Source organism: Stenotrophomonas sp. B2, from assembly GCF_014947095.1.
Taxonomy (GTDB): domain Bacteria; phylum Pseudomonadota; class Gammaproteobacteria; order Xanthomonadales; family Xanthomonadaceae; genus Stenotrophomonas; species Stenotrophomonas maltophilia_P.
On the sequence record NZ_JADCQA010000004.1, the window covers coordinates 91,474 to 107,291 of the forward strand.

The following is a 15,818-nucleotide window of genomic DNA, read 5'->3' on the forward strand; positions in this document are numbered from 1 at the left end:
CAGGCAGAAGGACGCACCTGTATCGGCCTGACCAGCGGCAACTTTAGGCACATTGCCGAAGCCGTGGCACGCACCGTGCCGGTTGCGCTATTTGTACCGGCCCCAGGCGACGGAGACGTGACACAGCGCCCGCGCTTGACCTCAACCCCGGTTGCGGTTGCACAGTGTGATTCTTCCAACCGGCCGCCCTCGCCATGACCCCGCTCGACGTCCCCCGTTATCTGCAGCGCCTGCAACTGGATGCTCCGCCGTCGCTGGACCTTGCCGGACTGACCCTGCTGGTGCAGCGCCACAACGCCCTGCTCCCCTTTGAAACCCTCAGCAGCCTGCTGCGCGACGCGGTACCGATCGATCTGGACAGCGTGCAGCACAAGCTGCTCGACCAGCAGCGCGGCGGCTACTGCTTTGAACTCAACGGCGGCCTGCTGGCGCTCCTGCAGGCAGTGGGCTTCGACGCACAGCCGCTGAGCGCGCGCGTGCTGCTGGCGGCACAGGACAATGCCCCGACGGCGCGTACCCACCTGCTGCTGCGCGTGCACGTGGAGGGAGAGGACTGGCTGGTCGATGCCGGCTTCGGTGGCCTGACGCCGACGGTGCCGCTGCGGCTGTACGAAACGGCCCCGCAGGCCACGCCGCACGCGTCTTTCCAGCTGCAGCAGCTGGCGGGTGAGGACGACTTCGTGCTTTCCGCCCAGGCGGGCGACGCATGGCGAGCGCTGTACCGCTTCGACCTGCGGCCGCCAGCGCCGATCGACAACGTGGTGGCCAACTGGTACGTGTGCACGCACCCGGATTCGAGTTTCCCTGGCCAGCTGCGCGCCTCACTGGCCGGCCCGGACTGGCGGCGCACCATCGGCAGTGGCAACTACACCGAGTACCGCCCCGGGCAGGCGCCGCTCAAGCGTCCGCTGCGCGATGCCGCCGACGTGCGCGACGTCCTGCAGTCGGCATTCGGCCTGCGCGTGCCGGACGATGCGCGGCTCGACCCGGCGATCAACGATTGGCTGCAGCGCTCGCACGCCGCATCACGGTAGCACCGCGCGGCACGGTGCCCGGGTTACAACGTCACCGGCGCCTGCAGCGCAATGCGGTTGCCCTCGCTGTCGCAGATCTCGGCCACCCGCCAGTGGCCGGCATCATGCAGTTGCAGGTAGAAGGCGATGGCGCGAGCCAGGTCGCTGGCCGGAATCTCGACATGCGCGATGGGGTTCATCGTCGCAGGATGGCGCCGCCCTGACATTCCGTGCGCATCGTTGCGGGCATGCTGGCCTGCCCCCCTTCGCGGAGCGCTGCATGACCCTGGCCGATCACCGAAGTGCACTGGCGCCACGGGGCCATCTGCGCGTCGCCATCAATCTGGGGAATCCGGTCCTTGCGCAGGGCGACGCACGATCGCCGCGCGGCCCCTCGGTGGAGCTGGCCACCGCGCTGGCGCAGCGGATGGGCGTGCAGGCGCGATTCACCTGTCACGATGCGGCCGCATCGGTGGTCGCGGCGGCAGCCGACGACGCATGGGACCTGGCTTTTCTCGCCATCGATCCGGCACGTGCCGGCCGCATCGCCTTCAGTGCACCGTATGTGGAGATCGAAGGAACCTACCTGGTGCGCGAGGACAGTCCCGCGCGGCAGGTGGCCGATCTGGATCGCGATGGGCTGCGTATCGCCGTTGGCCGCGGTGCCGCCTACGATCTGTTCCTGAGCCGGGAACTGCGGCACGCCACGATCGAGCGTGCCGACACGTCGGCGGCGGCCATCGATCTGTTTGACGCGCGGCGCCTGGATGCCGCCGCTGGCGTGCGCCAGCCGCTGCAGGCCTGGGCACTGCAGCATCCGGGACACCGCGTGCTCGCCGACCGCTTCACTGCGATCCAGCAGGCCGTGGCCGCACCTGCGGCGCGCCCCGCTGCCGCCCTGCGGGCCCTGTTCGACGAGGTCGAGGCGATCAAGGCAGGGCCCCTGCTCGAGGACGCTTTCGCACGTTCCGGACAGGCGGTCACCCTGGTGCGATGACGCAGCAGTGGCCCGCAGCACGCGACAGGTGGCTGCGTGCGCCGGGCCGGATCAGCCCTGCGTCTCCATGTGCCGCGCATGCTCGCTGGCCTGCGCATGCAACCACTCACGGAAGGCGAGGAATCCACGGTGGCGCGCCGAGCGCTGCGGATACACCAGCCAGTGCGGCCAGGCCGTTTTCAGCCGCTGCTCCGACAACGCGACCAGCTGGCCCGAATCCAGCAGCAGGCGCGCGCGCGTCAGCCGGCCCAGGGCCACGCCGACACCATCGAGCGCTGCACGGTGATGCGCTTCCGAGTCGTCGAGCACCGCCACGAACCGCGAAGGGGGGCTCTGCCCGATCAGGGCGAACCACGCGGCCCATGCGCCATCCGGATCGCCCAGCAGCGGCCACTGCGCCAGTGGAGCACGGTCGATGCCGCCCATCCGCGCGATCAGCGCCGGGCTGGCCATCGGCACCAGCCACTCATCGAACAGCCGCTCGACCACCAGCCCGGCCCATTGCCCGCCGCCTACGCGCAAGGCCGCGTCGAACTGCAGCTGCCGATCGAAATCGACAAGGCGCTCGCTGGACTGCAGGTTGATCTCGATCTGCGGGTGTGCGGCGACGAAATGACCCAGCCGTGGCACCAGCCATGCGGAGGCCATCGACGGTACGGCGCTGATCGTCAGCACATGTTCGGCGCGCGCGGCGTAGCGCTGGAACACCTCGTTGATTGCATCCAGGTGCGGCCCGACCCGATCGAGCAGGCGCTGGCCCTCCAGGGTCAGTGCGACCCCGCGCGCCTGGCGGACCAGCAGCGGCTGGCCGAGGCGTTCTTCGAGCTGCCGCATCTGGTGGCTGAGCGCGCTGACGGTCAGGTTCATCGACGCCGCGGCGCGTGACAGGTTGCCCAGGCGCGCGGCAGCCACGAAACCCTGCAGGGCATGGAGGGGTGGGCGGGACATGAGGCTTGAATCCTGTTCAAGTTAAGCTTGCGGAAATGTCGCTTTTTTACGTCCTCATGCTGCCCGTATCGTTCAATCCACTCAAGTGGAGCGACGATCATGAACATCTTCAGCAGTCTGTTGTTCCTGCACGGTCACATCGCAAGCGCCGAGCTGGCCCGCCAGTTGGCCACGCCGGTGGCCAGCACGACCGGGGCACCGGCAAAGCCGTACCGGAGCACACACCTCGACCGTCCAGCTGCGGCAAAGGTGCCTTGCCCCACCTGCCCCGCCCCGCGCTGAGCGCGACAGCGGCGGGCTCACAGGGGCCGGGCCGCTAGTGCCCGTACCAGGCCTGCACATGGGGCGGCAGCGATGGCAGCGGGTCGATGTCCAGCGCGCGATAGCCATCGAGGGTATCGCGCAGCACCGCCGGTCCGGGGCTGCCCGGCATGCGCAGGCTTTCCTCTTCCGGCAGCTGCAGGGCGGCCCAGTCATGCAGGCGATCCAGCCGCTGGACCATGGCGGCGCGCAGCCAGGGGCGCAGCGGGAAGGTCCGATATCCGCGCCCATCCAGCGCACGCACAGCATCGGACAGGGCCTGGTTCGCGCCACGCACCCATTCGGTGCGCCCGCCGGCCTTGTCCTGCACGGTCATCGGTGCCGGCGCGCGATGTGCTCGGAAGGGGGCACGCAGCTCCAGCTCCAGGTCACGCGCATCGCGCTCGGTTTCCGCCTCCACCAGCGCCCCGGCGCACAGATCGAAGAACTCGAACCAGCGCCGATGCAGTGCGCTGATGCGGCCGAGCGGGTCACGCGTAAAGCCGATCTTGGCGTAATCCTCCCAGGCGCAGGGAAAGACGTAGGCGAAGACACGACCATCGATGCGGATCTGCGGTTCCATCGGCGCAGGCTGCATCGCCCCGGACGCGATGGCAACCGGGCCGGACCGTGCACTGTTCTGCTCAAGGCCGCTGCAGTACGTCCTGCACTGCGGCAGCCACGTCGGTGTTGTCGATGTAGCTGCCATCATTCCACCGCACATGCTGGCGGTAACCGGCGTCGATGCCGCGCACTCGGGCGGTGAGCCGCTCGGCGCCGGCGCCCTTGGCCCACAGCGGTACCAGTGCGTTGGAGTGATTGCCGGTGGGGCGGAAGCTCATCCCCGGCATCCGCCCGCGCCCGTTGTTGCGCACCGGCTCGAACGCCACCTGCTGCGCGTCGGGCCCCATCGGCATGCTGTTGTCGTGGTCGGTGGTGACGATCAGCAGATTGCGCTGCCATCCGCCGTTGCGCTCGATCCACGCCACCACCGCCGATACCGCATCGTTGAACTCGACCGTCTCTTCGATCAGGCGGCCGTACTGCGGCTGGTCGCCGCACTGGCCGTAATGCCATTCGGTGCCGCACGCACTGGTATGCGCGGCCCAGTCGGTGGCCCCGCCTTCCACCATCAGGAACAGGCCCTTGGACGAGCGCTGCTGCAGGAACTGCAGGGCGCCGCGGGTCATGGTCGCCAGGTCCGGCACGCTGTCGATCTTCCTCACGCCGGAGGGAGTGGTCTCATCCCTGCCCAGGACCTGCAGCTGACGCGCCTGCTGCAGGGTGCTGGCCACACGCGGTACGCCGATCAACGGGCGGTCGGCTGGCAACCTCCCCTGTGCAAGCGCAGCGAACGCTTCCTTGCTGCGGATCAACCGCCACGGTCCGGCAGGATTGCCAGCGATGGGGGTGCCTGCTTCCAGCTGCTGCCACTCCTGCTGCGACACCCACTCCCAGGGGTTCGCGCAACCCTCTTCCTTCACTGCGCCTGCATCGTCATCGCAGGCGCGGCCATCGACGCTGTAACCGGGGCCGCCGGTTCCCATGACCAGGTCCATGTGGCCCTGGGCCAGCATCTGGTGGGCGATGGCATGGTAGTTGTTGCGCGACGCGTTCTGCGCGGCGAACGCGGCCGGTGTCGCGTGCGAGAACGGCACCGAGGTGACCACACCGGTTGCCATGCCCAGGCGCTTGGCGCGCAGGGTGTTGAACTCGACCGCGACGCCGTCGTTGTCGACGTTGATGGCGTTGTTGTACGTCTTGATGCCCGACGACAACGCCGTGCCCGCCGCGGCGCTGTCGGTCGCCACCGCGGCCAGGTACTGATAACCGGCGAACGGAAGATCCGCTGCCGGTACCGGGGTGGCATCCCATGCTTTCGCGGTGTCGTAGCCGAGCGTCTGCGCCGAATCGTGCGTGGGCTGGCTGCTGGCGTTGAGCGGGAACGTGGCCACCGCGAGGCGCTGCGGGAAGTGCGCGTACGGGGCGCCTTCGCGGCTGCCATACTGCCAGTACGCGGCGGCATCCCAGGTTCCCCAGCCCGCGCCGTCGTTGATCATCACGATCACGTTGTGCGGGTAGCCGCCGGTCGCCACCGGCGCCTGCGCACGCGGTGCCGGCTGGCAGCCGGCGAGGGCTGCCAGCGCGGCCAGAATCGAAGGGTAGAGCCAACGGCGCGGCGTGTGTGCGGTCATCGTGCATCCTGTGGGGTCGGGCAGGCGGCCCGGAATGCGCGACGTTATATCATTGCAATATTGCAGATTCACGCATCCTGGCAGCGGTATCCTGTGAACGTCTCCCCTGCCGCACTGCCATGCCGTTTCCACGTCCCCCGGTCTCGTCGATCACCCTGGATGCCGGCAGCTTCGCGGTCATCCACCAGGAACACGCCGACCTGCAGCGTCCGCCTGCTTCACTGACCAAACTGATGACCGCGTACGCGGCCTACGAACAGGTCGCATCCGGCGCCGCCGCTTGGGAGATGCCGGTGACCGTTGCCGCCGAGGACGTGCACGCGGTTGCTGACGATGAAACGCGCATGGGCCTGGTGCCTGGCGAAACGGTCACACTGGGCCGGCTGCTGCAGGGCATGCTGGTGGTATCGGGCAACGACGCGGCCCTTGTGCTTGCCCGCCATCTGCACGGCTCGCAGGCGGCATACCTGCAGCACATGAACGCGCTGGCGCGGCGTCTCGGCCTGGGCAGTACCTGGTTCGCGTCGGTGTCCGGCATCACCACGCCGCGGCACGTATCCAGCGCACGCGACATGGCGGTGCTGGCGGGCCGCCTGCTGGCAGATCATCCGCAGGTGCTGGCCATCACCGCACAGCCGGCGTTCGCGCACAGGACGTTCAGCCGCAGCAACCAGAACGCACTGCTCGCCGATGAAGGTGTGGACGGCCTGAAGACCGGCTATACCCGCGCGGCCGGGTTCTGCCTGGCGGCTACGGCGCGCCGCCCCATCGCCGGACACGCGCAGCCGGTGCGATTGATCACCGTGGTGCTTGGCTCGGAAGACCGCGAAGCACGCGATGCGCGGGTGCGCAGGCATCTTGCCAGTGGATTCGCCGCGTTGGCCGGCGACACCGTCGCAGAAGCCTGAGCTGCGCGGGCAGTCAGTCCCGTACAACGGTGGATACGATCACCCGCTGCAGTTCGCGTTCCGCGTCGGCTTTGCCGATCGCGCCATTGGCCACCGCTTCGGACAGCGCTTCGGCAGCGCCGAGGATCGCCCAGCGCCCCTCCACCGGTACCTGGCCGTCACCGGCGAACGGGCCCAGCCAGTCCGCGCAGTTGTCGATGAACTCCTGCTGGTAGCAGTGCCGCACCTCGCGCAGCTCCGGCGCGCCGACCAGCGCTGCGAGGATGCTCTGCACATCACTGCCCTGGCTCAGCACGCAGTCGATGTAACCGGACGCGATGGCCGCTGCGCGCGCGGTCAGTTCTGCCGGCGCCGCGGCGATACGGTCATTGAAAATGAGCGTCTGCCGCTGGTCGTAGTCATGGTAGAGCGCCGCCAGCAGGCCGTTGCGCGTCACGAAGTGATCGTAGGCCACCGGCTTGGTCACGCCCGCCGCTTCGGCCAGGCGCCCTAGGGTCAAGGCATCGGTGCCTTCGGCGCCTACCAGCGCCCATGCGACATCCAGCAGCTGGCGGGCCCGCTGCTCGCGGGTCAGTCGGCGACGCGTGGGGGTGTCGGTGGCAGGCATCGGCGGAACACGGCTGTCAGCTCGTTGGATGTCCGATTTTACGGCCGATCTCCATCGCGGTCTGCAGATGCGCCGCGGCCGCCCCGGTGTCCGCCTCCAGCAGCAGGGTGGAGGACAGCACGCGCGCGCCGCAGTAATCGAAGATGCCCATGTCGATCTGCGTGTTCATGGCCGCGCCATAGCCACGGCGTTCAATCATCGCGGCATCGGCACCCCCGATGCCGACCAGATGCACCTGCAGCTGCTGCAGCCGCTTCTCCACTTTTCCATCGGCACCCTCGGCGTAGGCCCAGCCCTGGGTGAAAACGCGATCGATCCAGCCCTTCAGCAGCGCCGGGAACGACCACCAGTAGAGCGGGTAGACCAGCACCAGCGTGTCGGTCGCATCCAGCCGTGCGTGCTCGGCCGCCACATCGGCCGGTGGCGGCGCGATGCCGCGGAACAGGGCCTGGTCCTGCCCGTTGAAGCGCGGGTCGAAGCCTTCGGCCATCAGATCGGCCATGGCGGTGGTATTGCTCTCATCGGCATCGGCGATGGCCTGCGCGATGCGAGCGGCTACCGCGTGGGTCAGCGAGGCAGGATCGGGATGGGCAACAACAATCAGGCTGTGCATGGGCAACTCCGTGGAGATTAGTTACTAATGGTAACTAGCGAACCCAGCCCGATCAGCACTGCCAGCAGGACACTGTTTCTGGCGTTCTGTATCGCCTCAAGTCAAATGCAAATGATTCGTGATACGATTGTTAAGGAGATCTGAAACCCCACACGGACGTCCCAGCCATCGCCAGTGGACCCCTCACCCGGAGTACCGCGCGATGTTGCATGCCAGTCTGAAGTCCCGTCGTTCCGTTGCCACGCTGGCCGTGGCCATCGGCCTTGCCCTCGCCTCCCAGGACCACGCCGAGGCGTCAGCCGATGCCGCCGCCAAGCAGATGGACACCGTGGTGGTCACCGCCACCGGCGCCCAGCAATGGATCCGGGATGCCCCCGCCAGCATCAGCGTGATCACCCGCGAGGACATCGAGCGCAAGCCGGTCAGCAGCATCGGCCAGCTGCTGAGCACCGTGCCCGGCGTGACCGGCGGTTACGCGCTGTCCGGTGCGCAGTCGAAGATCCGGCTGCGCGGCCTGCCCGAGCAGTACACACTGATCCTGATTGATGGCCGCCGCCAGGGCAGCTCGGCCGGCGTGAACTATCGTGATGACCTGGGCCCGCAGGATCTGAACTGGCTGTCGCCGGACATGATCGAACGCATCGAAGTGGTGCGCGGCCCGATGTCCTCGCTGTACGGATCGGACGCGATGGGGGGTGTGATCAACATCATCACCCGCAAGATCGCCGACCACTGGGGCGGCTCGGCCACCTTCAACTACAGCAAGCCCGATTCGGACACCCGCGGCAACACCACGCAGATGGGAGCGCTGTTCAGTGGCCCGCTGACCGACAACCTGGGCGTGCGCATCGGCGCCAACGTCACTGACCGCGAATCTGACCGCGGCGCGCGGCAGACACCGGGCAACAAGGCAGAGAACGCCAACGTGCTGTTCGACTGGCGCATCAGCGACAGCCACGTCGTGGGCGTGGAGGCCTCGCGCGGAACGCAGCGCAACAGCGGGGCCGGCCAGGTCAACAGCTGGGGCCTGTCCAAGCTGGTGCAGACCGGCTACGTCATCCGCCATGACGGCACCTACAGCGACGCCACCACGTCGAAGACCACGCTGGTGCAGAACGAATACGAAGACAAGGGCAGCGACGTCGGCAACCGTTCGAAGGAAACGGTGTTCGATACCGCCTTCAACACCGGCTTCCACTGGGGCGTCGAGCACAGCCTGAATGTGGGCGGGCAGTGGAAACGCGAGGAGTTGGAGAACAGCGACACCATCGGTACCGTTCCGGTCACCTGGACGGGCAGCGGCCGCATCAGCCCGACCAGCGAGGCCGACTCCTGGGCGCTGTTCGCCGAGGACCACCTCACCCTGCACGAGCGCTTCGTGCTGACCCTGGGCCTGCGCTGGGACAACACGGAAAACTACGATGACAACCTGAGCCCGCGCATCTACGGCGTCTGGCACCCGGCCGATGCATGGACCGTGCGCGGCGGCATTTCCAAGGGCTTCCGTGCCCCCAACCTGAAGCAGGGAACGGCCGGCGCTGCGACCCAGTCCGGCGGCAACGGCTGCCGTGCCCTGACCGCCGAAGGCTGGAGCAGCCGTTCGGTGAATGCCGACGGCACGCGCGGCTGCTACATGGCCGGCAACCCGAACCTGGAACCGGAGACCAGCACCAACTACGAGCTGGGCGTGGGCTTCGACCGCGAGGGCTGGTCGGCCTCGGCCACCTACTTCCTGACCAACTTCGACGACAAGATCGAACAGGTGCCGCTGAGCCAGATCCCCGGCCAGACCACCAGCTTCGTCAACGGCTACTGGTGGACGGTGGCACAGAACATCCAGAAGGCACGCACCCGCGGTGTGGAGGCCAGCGTGACCGTGCCGCTGCACGAACGCCTGAGCTGGACCACCCACGCCACGCGCATGCTGGAATCGAAGAACCGCACCACCGGCGCTACCCTGCTGGTAGTACCGGAGCTGACAGCCAACACCTCGCTGGAATGGCAGGTGACCGATGCCTGGTCGTTGAATGCCAGTGCGCAGCACATCGGCAAGCAACTGGTATCGGCCACCAGCGCGACCTTCGCCAAGGCGTACACCACCTGGGATCTGGTGACCGGCTTCGACGTGAACGAGAACCTGACCCTGCGTGCCGGCGTCCTGAACGTGGGCGACGTGTCCACCATCGACGAAGGCAACAACTACGACGGCGGCGCGCGCACCTTCTTCGTGGGCGCCACCGCACGGTTCTGATGCAGCACTGGCTCGGATCCCTTCGCGCAGCGAAGGGATCCTGCCGTGCATCCGCGGCCCTGCCTCAGCGGAACAGCGCGTTCAGCGCCGCACCCGATGCTGCCGCCTGCAGGCCATCAAAGCGACCTTCCTGCTGGATGGGATCGGTGGCCCGCATCAATCCCCCCCACGCCGCACGGGCCAACGCCCCGCCCAGGCTGACCCGGCGTACCCCCATCGCAGCGATGTCCTGCAGCGTCAGTGACGTCGGTCCGCCCACCAGCAGGTTCACCGGCTTGCCGCCGGCCGCGGCCACCACCGCCTGGATCTGTCCGGCCGTGGTGATGCCCGGTGCGTACAACACATCGGCACCTGCGGCCGCGTAGGCACGCAGGCGCTGCAGCGTGTCTTCCAGATCCGGTACGCCCACGAAGAAGTTTTCCGCCCGGCCCACCAGCAGCACATCGGCCGCGGCGCGATCGATGGCCGCACGCGCCGCACGCAGGCGTTGCACGGCCTCCTCCAGCGGGCGCAGCGGCGCGTCGGCCAGACCGCTGGCATCTTCAATCGACAGAGCGGCGATGCCCGTATCCAGGGCCGCCGTCACGGCCTCAGCCACGTCCTGTGGCGTGGCGCCGAAGCCATCGCCGAAGTCTGCGTTCACCGGCAGGTCGGTGGCGGCCACCATCAGCCGCAGGTGGTCAAGCGTCGCCTGCAGCGATACCGCACCATCGGGGCGACCTTCGCTCCATGCACATCCCGCGCTGGTGGTGGCCAATGCCAGGAAGCCCTGCCGCTCCAGGTAGCGCGCGCTGCCGATGTCCCACGGATTGGGCAATACGAAGCAGCCCTGCGCATGCAACTGCCGGAACGTGGCACGTCTGCGGGCAGTGCTGGCATCTGCGCTGTTCATGGCGGGTATCCGTGCGGTGAGCTGACCACCCTATCCGGGCCGCGCACAGGACTCAACGCACCTGCGGCGCAGCATCAGGTGATGCCACCGGATCATTGGACGCGGCCCCCGCATCCGTCCGACGGTGACGGTCCGCCGTCCACGGAAACAACCATGCCGCGCTCACCGCATTCCCCTGACGCCATTGCTGGCGACGACACCGATGCACACCAGGCCGCGCCGTTCTCACCCAGCCGGCGCCGCCTGATCGCATCGGCCGGCCTGGCCGCAGGTGGCCAGGCCGGCGCGACGCGTCCGGCCGCCGCAACACCGGCCCGAGAGGTGGCGAACACGACCGCACCGGGGCGTCCCGGATTCCAGGCGATCGTCCCGCCGCCGGCGCAGGGCCGCAGTCCCTGGGGACAGGACACCGCCAGCGAACCGACCCCACGACCGCGCAGCACACGCCCGGGCGAATCGCCATTGCCGACCCACCCACGCCCCTACACCGACATCAAGAGTTACCACGCCCACATCTATTTCGACGAGGACACCTCGGCCAAGGCCGCACTGATCCGGCGCTGGGTGGCGGAACGCTTCCCGGTGGAACTGGGCAACTGGAATCCGGAGCCACGCGGCCCCCATGTCACTCCGTCGTTCTATTTCGGCTTCACCAACGATCTCCTGCCGGTCGTGGTGCCATGGCTGCAGCTCAACAGCCTGGGCCTGACGATTCTCATCCACCCCAACACCGGCGATGGACGGGCCGACCACCTGCACTACGCGCTGTGGGTGAACCGCGCGCAGCCGGTGAACGCCTTCGACTGGCCCGCGCCCCGGCCGGGCGAGCAGGAGCCGCTGGAACAGGTGTTCCCCAACGTCGTGCCGACGCGGCCGCTGGAAACCTGAGCAGACCCGCCCGGCCTGGCCGGGACAGGAGCGGCTGGCCGCCATCGTCGGCGTACGTGCGGGTATCAGCAGCCGTCGCCACGTTCAGCGCGCCTTGAGGCGCTGCCCGGCATACGGGCACAAGCGCTTCCAGCGATTTCAAACAATCGATTGAAACGCGGCAAACTTCGCCGAACTGGACAGCATCGGCCGCTTCCGCCAGACTGCCGCCCTTTCCAGTCGATCGGATCCCATGGCGAAGCTGCTGGTCCTGCACGGCCCCAACCTCAACCTGCTCGGTACCCGCGAGCCGGAGGTCTACGGCCACACCACCCTGGCCGACATCGACCAGGCGCTGGCCCGCCAGGCCGACGCCGCCGGGCACGTGCTGGAGAGCCTGCAGTCCAACGCCGAACACGCGCTGGTGGACCGCGTACAGGCCGCCCGCACCGACGGCACGGCGTTCATCCTGATCAACCCGGCCGCGTTCACCCACACCTCGGTCGCCCTGCGCGATGCGCTGGCGGCCGTGGCCGTGCCGTTCATCGAAATCCACCTGTCCAACCCGCACGCCCGCGAACCGTTCCGCCAGCACAGCTATTTCAGCGACAAGGCGGTCGGCGTGGTGTGCGGCTTCGGCGCCGACAGCTACCGCTACGCGATGGACGCGGCGCTGCTGCGGTTGTCCGCCACCTGATTGTCGACCCGGGCGCCCACGGCGCTCTCCTCACCTAGATAGAAACCCAAGAGGCCCTCATGGATCTGCGCAAAATCAAGAAGCTGATCGACCTGCTGGAAGAGTCGAACCTGGCCGAAATCGAAATCAAGGAAGGCGAAGAGTCCGTGCGCCTGTCGCGCGCGCCGGTCGCCGGCTATGCCGCCCCGGTCGCCGCTCCGGTATATGCCGCCCCTGCCGCGCCGGCGCCGCAGGCAATGCCGATGCAGTCGCCGACCGAAGCCTCCACCGGCGGCACCGCCAAGCCGGGCCCGGCGCTGCCGGAAGGCCACGTGCTGCGTTCGCCGATGGTCGGCACCTTCTATGCCTCGTCCGCTCCGGACAAGCCGGCCTTCGTCACCGTGGGCCAGCAGGTCAAGGAAGGCGAAACCCTGGCCATCATCGAAGCGATGAAGATGTTCAACCCGATCGAAGCCGACGCGTCCGGCACCATCGTCGCCATCCTCGGCGAGAACGGCCAGCCGGTGGAGTTCGACCAGCCGCTGTTCGTGATCGGCTGAGGGGCACGCCATGCTCGACAAAGTCGTCATCGCCAACCGAGGGGAGATCGCGCTGCGCATCCTGCGCGCGTGCCACACCCTGGGCATCCGCACGGTGGCCGTGCACTCCACGGTCGACCGCAACCTCAAGCATGTGGCCATGGCCGACGAGTCGGTCTGCATCGGCCCGGCGCCGTCGCCGCAGAGCTACCTCAACATCCCCGCCCTGATCGCCGCGGCAGAAGTCACCGATGCCCAGGCCATCCATCCGGGCTACGGCTTCCTGTCGGAGAACGCCGATTTCGCCGAGCGCGTGGAGGAATCCGGCTTCATCTTCATCGGCCCCAAGGCCGACACCATCCGCATGATGGGTGACAAGGTCGAAGCCATCCGCGCCATGAAGGCCGCCGGTGTGCCGTGCGTGCCCGGCTCGGGCGGCCCGCTGGGCGAGGACATCGTCGCCAACACCAAGATCGCCCGTGAGATCGGCTACCCGGTCATCATCAAGGCAGCGGGCGGCGGCGGCGGTCGCGGCATGCGCGTGGTGCACGCCGAAGCCTCGTTGAAGACCTCGATCGAAACCACCAAGAGCGAAGCGAAGGCGGCGTTCGGCAATGGCGAGGTCTACATGGAGAAGTTCCTGGAGAACCCGCGCCACGTGGAGATCCAGGTGCTGGCCGACGGCCAGGGCAATGCCATCCACCTCGGCGAGCGCGACTGCTCGATGCAGCGCCGTCACCAGAAGGTGGTCGAGGAAGCGCCGGCACCGGGCATCACCGCCGAGCAGCGCGAGCAGATCGGCAAGGTCTGCGTGGAGGCCTGCATCCGCATCGGCTACCGCGGCGCCGGCACGTTCGAGTTCCTGTACGAGGACGGCCGCTTCTACTTCATCGAAATGAACACCCGCATCCAGGTGGAACATCCGGTCACCGAAATGGTCACCGGCATCGACCTGGTGGCCGAGCAGCTGAAGATCGCCGCCGGCCAGAAGCTGTCGATCAAGCAGAGCGACGTGGTGCTCACCGGCCATGCCATCGAGTGCCGCATCAACGCCGAAGATGCTGAAACCTTCGTGCCGAGCCCGGGCACCATCACCGGCTTTCATCCGCCGGGCGGCCCCGGCGTGCGCGTGGACACCCACATCTACAGTGGTTACCGCGTGCCATCGAACTATGACTCGATGATCGGCAAGCTGATCGTGCACGGCCCGGACCGCGAAACCGCGATCGCCCGCATGCGGGTGGCGCTGAGCGAAATGGTGGTCGACGGTATCAAGACCAACATCGCCCTGCAGCAGCGGATCATGCGCGACAAGGGCTTCCAGGCCGGTGGCCAGAACATCCACTACCTGGAAAAGCGTCTGGCCGAGCGCAAGAACAAGCCGATCGCGCTGACCTGATCGGCACAGGTGCCGGACACGAAAAGGGCGGGGATATCCCCGCCCTTTTCTGCTTTCTGCAGCGCCTTCCCCCGCGCCCGGCGTACCGGGAAACGCAGCCGCGCGTGAGGGCCCGGCGCTGCAGGATCGGTGTCAGCGCCTGTCGGCCGCGGTTGCCGGAATCTGCGAGTTCGGCAGCGGGCGCACACCATTGGGCGAGGTCGGATCGACGATCACCATGGTCTCGGTCGAGCCATCGGGCCAGACCACCTGGAAGGTGCTGCCCGCCGGCAGCGATGCGAACGGCACGCCGCTCTGCGCGCGATAGACCGCAGCGACCTGGCTGGCGCCGGCGCGGCGCAGGTCTTCCTGTGCCTTCACCGTGGTCAGCTCCACCTTCGACAGATGCCGGTAGCGATCCTCGTAGGTATCGATCATCAACAGGCCCACCGCGCCGGCCGAATAGGCCACGAACAGTGCCACCCAGAACCAGAACTTGGCCCCGTGAAGGAATCGACGGTAGTTCATGGCCTGCTCCCCCTTCCAATCAATCGCTTGATCCATTCGTTCATCTTCCCAGCACCTTGCCGCGAAACCGCAGCGTCATACACGAAATCCCGGAAATCCTGCGTCTCATCCTGCGAACAGATCCCTCCATTCGCACAAAAACTGTTGACCAGCACGCTGTCGGCCCCACACGGTAGACCGAGTTCGCAGGCCGCAAGCCGCCACGCCATTTCGCTGAGCTGCTCGCCGGCCACCAGCCCGTCCAGTGCACTGTCACCGGCGGCGCGCACGCCCATTCCCGGAGCGAGGGCCATGAATGCCTCCGGATCGCGCGACAGGCGCACGCGCTCGACCAGGCCACGGCGGTAGTCCGCGCTGTCATGCAGCGGCTCACCTTCAGCGAACAGCGCAGCTTCGGCCGCCAGATTGCCCTGCGCGGCCGCCTTGCGACGCTCCGCCAGCACCAGCGCCGCGCCCAGTTTGTCGCCGGGCACGAACCCGCCGCAGCGCTGGGCCACGCGCTCGCGCGCATCGACCATGGCCGGTGCGGCACTCAGGCCCAGCCCCGCCAGCACGTTGTTGTCCAGGCGATACCCCCCGGGATCGACCGCGTACTGCGCGCAGTAGTCATACACCCGGCTGAGCATCCAGCGCGCTTCGTGGTTGCCACCGTCGGCCTGCGCACGCAACCGCTGCGCATAGGCGAACAGATCGGTGGCGCCCTCGATGTCGGCCCGGATGTCCAGCGGCAGGCCGGACGGCAGTGCGCCGCCCCGCTCGAAGGCCGCCAGACGCCGCGCCAGCGCCTCGGGCATGACCGGCATCGTCGTCCCATCCTCGTTGCCCGCCACTTGGGCCGTCGGCAGCCCGGAGGCCGCGACCGGAGACGATACCGAGCCCACGTGCCCGCTGGCCCGATACCCGGCCACGCCCAGCACGGCCACCGCCGGCAGCACGAGCAACCAGGTTTTCAGGGTCGGAGCGAGGGCCATCGGCAACGGAAAGCGTCGGGGGCGCACAGGAAAGCGCGCAGTTTAGCAAGGCCCGGCAGGCCTGTCTGAACGGGGGCCGTTCATCTCAGAGCATACGGAGACGCCCCGATGGTCTAGCATGGCCCCCTTTCCCGC

At 67.9% G+C, this 15,818-nt stretch carries 18 protein-coding genes; 9 read left to right on the top strand and 9 right to left on the bottom strand.

The window, feature by feature from the left end; genetic code table 11:
• Positions 1-194: 194 nt before the first annotated feature.
• The gene (locus IMX13_RS05570) at positions 195-1,034 is read left to right on the top strand and encodes an arylamine N-acetyltransferase (protein WP_193395981.1); all 840 of its coding nucleotides are present in this window, start codon (positions 195-197) and stop codon (positions 1,032-1,034) included.
• 23 nt (positions 1,035-1,057) lie between these two features.
• Here the strand turns inward: IMX13_RS05570 and IMX13_RS05575 are convergent, their stop codons facing one another.
• A complete protein-coding gene (locus IMX13_RS05575; RefSeq protein ID WP_193395982.1) occupies positions 1,058-1,213 on the bottom strand; it encodes a hypothetical protein in 156 nt (51 codons plus the stop codon).
• 80 nt (positions 1,214-1,293) lie between these two features.
• On the opposite strand from IMX13_RS05575, the gene IMX13_RS05580 reads away from it, so the two are divergent.
• Positions 1,294-2,010 (top strand): transporter substrate-binding domain-containing protein, encoded by a 717-nt coding sequence (locus IMX13_RS05580; RefSeq protein WP_193395983.1) that lies wholly within the window; start codon positions 1,294-1,296, stop codon positions 2,008-2,010.
• Positions 2,011-2,061: 51 nt separating this feature from the next.
• On the opposite strand, the gene IMX13_RS05585 is transcribed toward IMX13_RS05580, so the two are convergent.
• Positions 2,062-2,958: a LysR substrate-binding domain-containing protein gene (locus tag IMX13_RS05585; protein WP_065174425.1), complete on the bottom strand. Its 897-nt coding sequence runs from the start codon at positions 2,956-2,958 to the stop codon at positions 2,062-2,064.
• A gap of 99 nt (positions 2,959-3,057) precedes the next feature.
• On the opposite strand from IMX13_RS05585, the gene IMX13_RS05590 reads away from it, so the two are divergent.
• Positions 3,058-3,240 carry a hypothetical protein gene (locus IMX13_RS05590; protein WP_080375201.1) on the top strand — a complete coding sequence of 61 codons (183 nt, stop codon included), beginning with the start codon at positions 3,058-3,060 and terminating at the stop codon, positions 3,238-3,240.
• Between the two features lie 34 nt (positions 3,241-3,274).
• On the opposite strand, the gene IMX13_RS05595 is transcribed toward IMX13_RS05590, so the two are convergent.
• A complete protein-coding gene (locus tag IMX13_RS05595) occupies positions 3,275-3,841 on the bottom strand; it encodes a GIY-YIG nuclease family protein (RefSeq protein WP_193395984.1) in 567 nt (188 codons plus the stop codon).
• A gap of 61 nt (positions 3,842-3,902) precedes the next feature.
• A complete protein-coding gene (locus tag IMX13_RS05600) occupies positions 3,903-5,453 on the bottom strand; it encodes an alkaline phosphatase (protein WP_193395985.1) in 1,551 nt (516 codons plus the stop codon).
• Between the two features lie 119 nt (positions 5,454-5,572).
• On the opposite strand from IMX13_RS05600, the gene IMX13_RS05605 reads away from it, so the two are divergent.
• Positions 5,573-6,361, top strand: coding sequence for a D-alanyl-D-alanine carboxypeptidase family protein (locus IMX13_RS05605; protein ID WP_193395986.1), 789 nt, complete (start codon positions 5,573-5,575; stop codon positions 6,359-6,361).
• A gap of 13 nt (positions 6,362-6,374) precedes the next feature.
• Here the strand turns inward: IMX13_RS05605 and IMX13_RS05610 are convergent, their stop codons facing one another.
• Positions 6,375-6,968 carry a TetR/AcrR family transcriptional regulator gene (locus IMX13_RS05610; RefSeq protein ID WP_053515691.1) on the bottom strand — a complete coding sequence of 198 codons (594 nt, stop codon included), beginning with the start codon at positions 6,966-6,968 and terminating at the stop codon, positions 6,375-6,377.
• A gap of 16 nt (positions 6,969-6,984) precedes the next feature.
• Positions 6,985-7,581, bottom strand: coding sequence for an NAD(P)H-dependent oxidoreductase (locus IMX13_RS05615; protein ID WP_193395987.1), 597 nt, complete (start codon positions 7,579-7,581; stop codon positions 6,985-6,987).
• A gap of 202 nt (positions 7,582-7,783) precedes the next feature.
• Between IMX13_RS05615 and IMX13_RS05620 the strand changes: the two genes are divergently transcribed.
• The gene (locus IMX13_RS05620) at positions 7,784-9,832 is read left to right on the top strand and encodes a TonB-dependent receptor (RefSeq protein WP_193395988.1); all 2,049 of its coding nucleotides are present in this window, start codon (positions 7,784-7,786) and stop codon (positions 9,830-9,832) included.
• 64 nt (positions 9,833-9,896) lie between these two features.
• Here IMX13_RS05620 and IMX13_RS05625 read toward each other — a convergent pair whose 3' ends face one another.
• Positions 9,897-10,724, bottom strand: coding sequence for an isocitrate lyase/phosphoenolpyruvate mutase family protein (locus IMX13_RS05625; RefSeq protein ID WP_193395989.1), 828 nt, complete (start codon positions 10,722-10,724; stop codon positions 9,897-9,899).
• Positions 10,725-10,877: 153 nt separating this feature from the next.
• Between IMX13_RS05625 and IMX13_RS05630 the strand changes: the two genes are divergently transcribed.
• The 4 genes from IMX13_RS05630 to accC all read left to right on the top strand — a co-directional run bounded on the left by IMX13_RS05630 (position 10,878) and on the right by accC (position 14,205).
• Positions 10,878-11,612 (top strand): DOPA 4,5-dioxygenase family protein, encoded by a 735-nt coding sequence (locus IMX13_RS05630; protein WP_193395990.1) that lies wholly within the window; start codon positions 10,878-10,880, stop codon positions 11,610-11,612.
• 232 nt (positions 11,613-11,844) lie between these two features.
• Positions 11,845-12,288, top strand: coding sequence for a type II 3-dehydroquinate dehydratase (aroQ, locus tag IMX13_RS05635; RefSeq protein ID WP_053515684.1), 444 nt, complete (start codon positions 11,845-11,847; stop codon positions 12,286-12,288).
• A 59-nt stretch (positions 12,289-12,347) separates the two neighbouring features.
• Positions 12,348-12,827, top strand: coding sequence for an acetyl-CoA carboxylase biotin carboxyl carrier protein (accB, locus tag IMX13_RS05640; RefSeq protein WP_053515682.1), 480 nt, complete (start codon positions 12,348-12,350; stop codon positions 12,825-12,827).
• 10 nt (positions 12,828-12,837) lie between these two features.
• Positions 12,838-14,205 (top strand): acetyl-CoA carboxylase biotin carboxylase subunit, encoded by a 1,368-nt coding sequence (gene accC, locus IMX13_RS05645; protein WP_014648613.1) that lies wholly within the window; start codon positions 12,838-12,840, stop codon positions 14,203-14,205.
• Positions 14,206-14,337: 132 nt separating this feature from the next.
• Here accC and IMX13_RS05650 read toward each other — a convergent pair whose 3' ends face one another.
• Both IMX13_RS05650 and IMX13_RS05655 read right to left on the bottom strand, forming a co-directional pair.
• A complete protein-coding gene (locus IMX13_RS05650; protein WP_111186284.1) occupies positions 14,338-14,712 on the bottom strand; it encodes a hypothetical protein in 375 nt (124 codons plus the stop codon).
• Positions 14,709-15,683, bottom strand: coding sequence for a hypothetical protein (locus IMX13_RS05655; RefSeq protein ID WP_053515678.1), 975 nt, complete (start codon positions 15,681-15,683; stop codon positions 14,709-14,711). The genes IMX13_RS05650 and IMX13_RS05655 overlap by 4 nt, the downstream gene beginning before the upstream one ends.
• Positions 15,684-15,818: the final 135 nt, after the last annotated feature.

What these genes read in the sequence shown, in the direction of transcription:
- IMX13_RS05620 (WP_193395988.1), top strand. Translation starts at nt 7,784, where the DNA reads ATGTTGCATGCCAGTCTGAAGTCCCGTCGTTCCGTTGCCACGCTGGCC.
- aroQ (WP_053515684.1), top strand. Translation starts at nt 11,845, where the DNA reads ATGGCGAAGCTGCTGGTCCTGCACGGCCCCAACCTCAACCTGCTCGGT.
- IMX13_RS05625 (WP_193395989.1), bottom strand. Translation starts at nt 10,724, where the DNA reads ATGAACAGCGCAGATGCCAGCACTGCCCGCAGACGTGCCACGTTCCGG.
- IMX13_RS05630 (WP_193395990.1), top strand. Translation starts at nt 10,878, where the DNA reads ATGCCGCGCTCACCGCATTCCCCTGACGCCATTGCTGGCGACGACACC.
- IMX13_RS05615 (WP_193395987.1), bottom strand. Translation starts at nt 7,581, where the DNA reads ATGCACAGCCTGATTGTTGTTGCCCATCCCGATCCTGCCTCGCTGACC.
- IMX13_RS05605 (WP_193395986.1), top strand. Translation starts at nt 5,573, where the DNA reads ATGCCGTTTCCACGTCCCCCGGTCTCGTCGATCACCCTGGATGCCGGC.
- IMX13_RS05570 (WP_193395981.1), top strand. Translation starts at nt 195, where the DNA reads ATGACCCCGCTCGACGTCCCCCGTTATCTGCAGCGCCTGCAACTGGAT.
- IMX13_RS05575 (WP_193395982.1), bottom strand. Translation starts at nt 1,213, where the DNA reads ATGAACCCCATCGCGCATGTCGAGATTCCGGCCAGCGACCTGGCTCGC.
- IMX13_RS05655 (WP_053515678.1), bottom strand. Translation starts at nt 15,683, where the DNA reads ATGGCCCTCGCTCCGACCCTGAAAACCTGGTTGCTCGTGCTGCCGGCG.
- accB (WP_053515682.1), top strand. Translation starts at nt 12,348, where the DNA reads ATGGATCTGCGCAAAATCAAGAAGCTGATCGACCTGCTGGAAGAGTCG.
- IMX13_RS05600 (WP_193395985.1), bottom strand. Translation starts at nt 5,453, where the DNA reads ATGACCGCACACACGCCGCGCCGTTGGCTCTACCCTTCGATTCTGGCC.
- IMX13_RS05585 (WP_065174425.1), bottom strand. Translation starts at nt 2,958, where the DNA reads ATGTCCCGCCCACCCCTCCATGCCCTGCAGGGTTTCGTGGCTGCCGCG.
- accC (WP_014648613.1), top strand. Translation starts at nt 12,838, where the DNA reads ATGCTCGACAAAGTCGTCATCGCCAACCGAGGGGAGATCGCGCTGCGC.
- IMX13_RS05610 (WP_053515691.1), bottom strand. Translation starts at nt 6,968, where the DNA reads ATGCCTGCCACCGACACCCCCACGCGTCGCCGACTGACCCGCGAGCAG.
- IMX13_RS05590 (WP_080375201.1), top strand. Translation starts at nt 3,058, where the DNA reads ATGAACATCTTCAGCAGTCTGTTGTTCCTGCACGGTCACATCGCAAGC.
- IMX13_RS05580 (WP_193395983.1), top strand. Translation starts at nt 1,294, where the DNA reads ATGACCCTGGCCGATCACCGAAGTGCACTGGCGCCACGGGGCCATCTG.
- IMX13_RS05650 (WP_111186284.1), bottom strand. Translation starts at nt 14,712, where the DNA reads ATGAACTACCGTCGATTCCTTCACGGGGCCAAGTTCTGGTTCTGGGTG.
- IMX13_RS05595 (WP_193395984.1), bottom strand. Translation starts at nt 3,841, where the DNA reads ATGGAACCGCAGATCCGCATCGATGGTCGTGTCTTCGCCTACGTCTTT.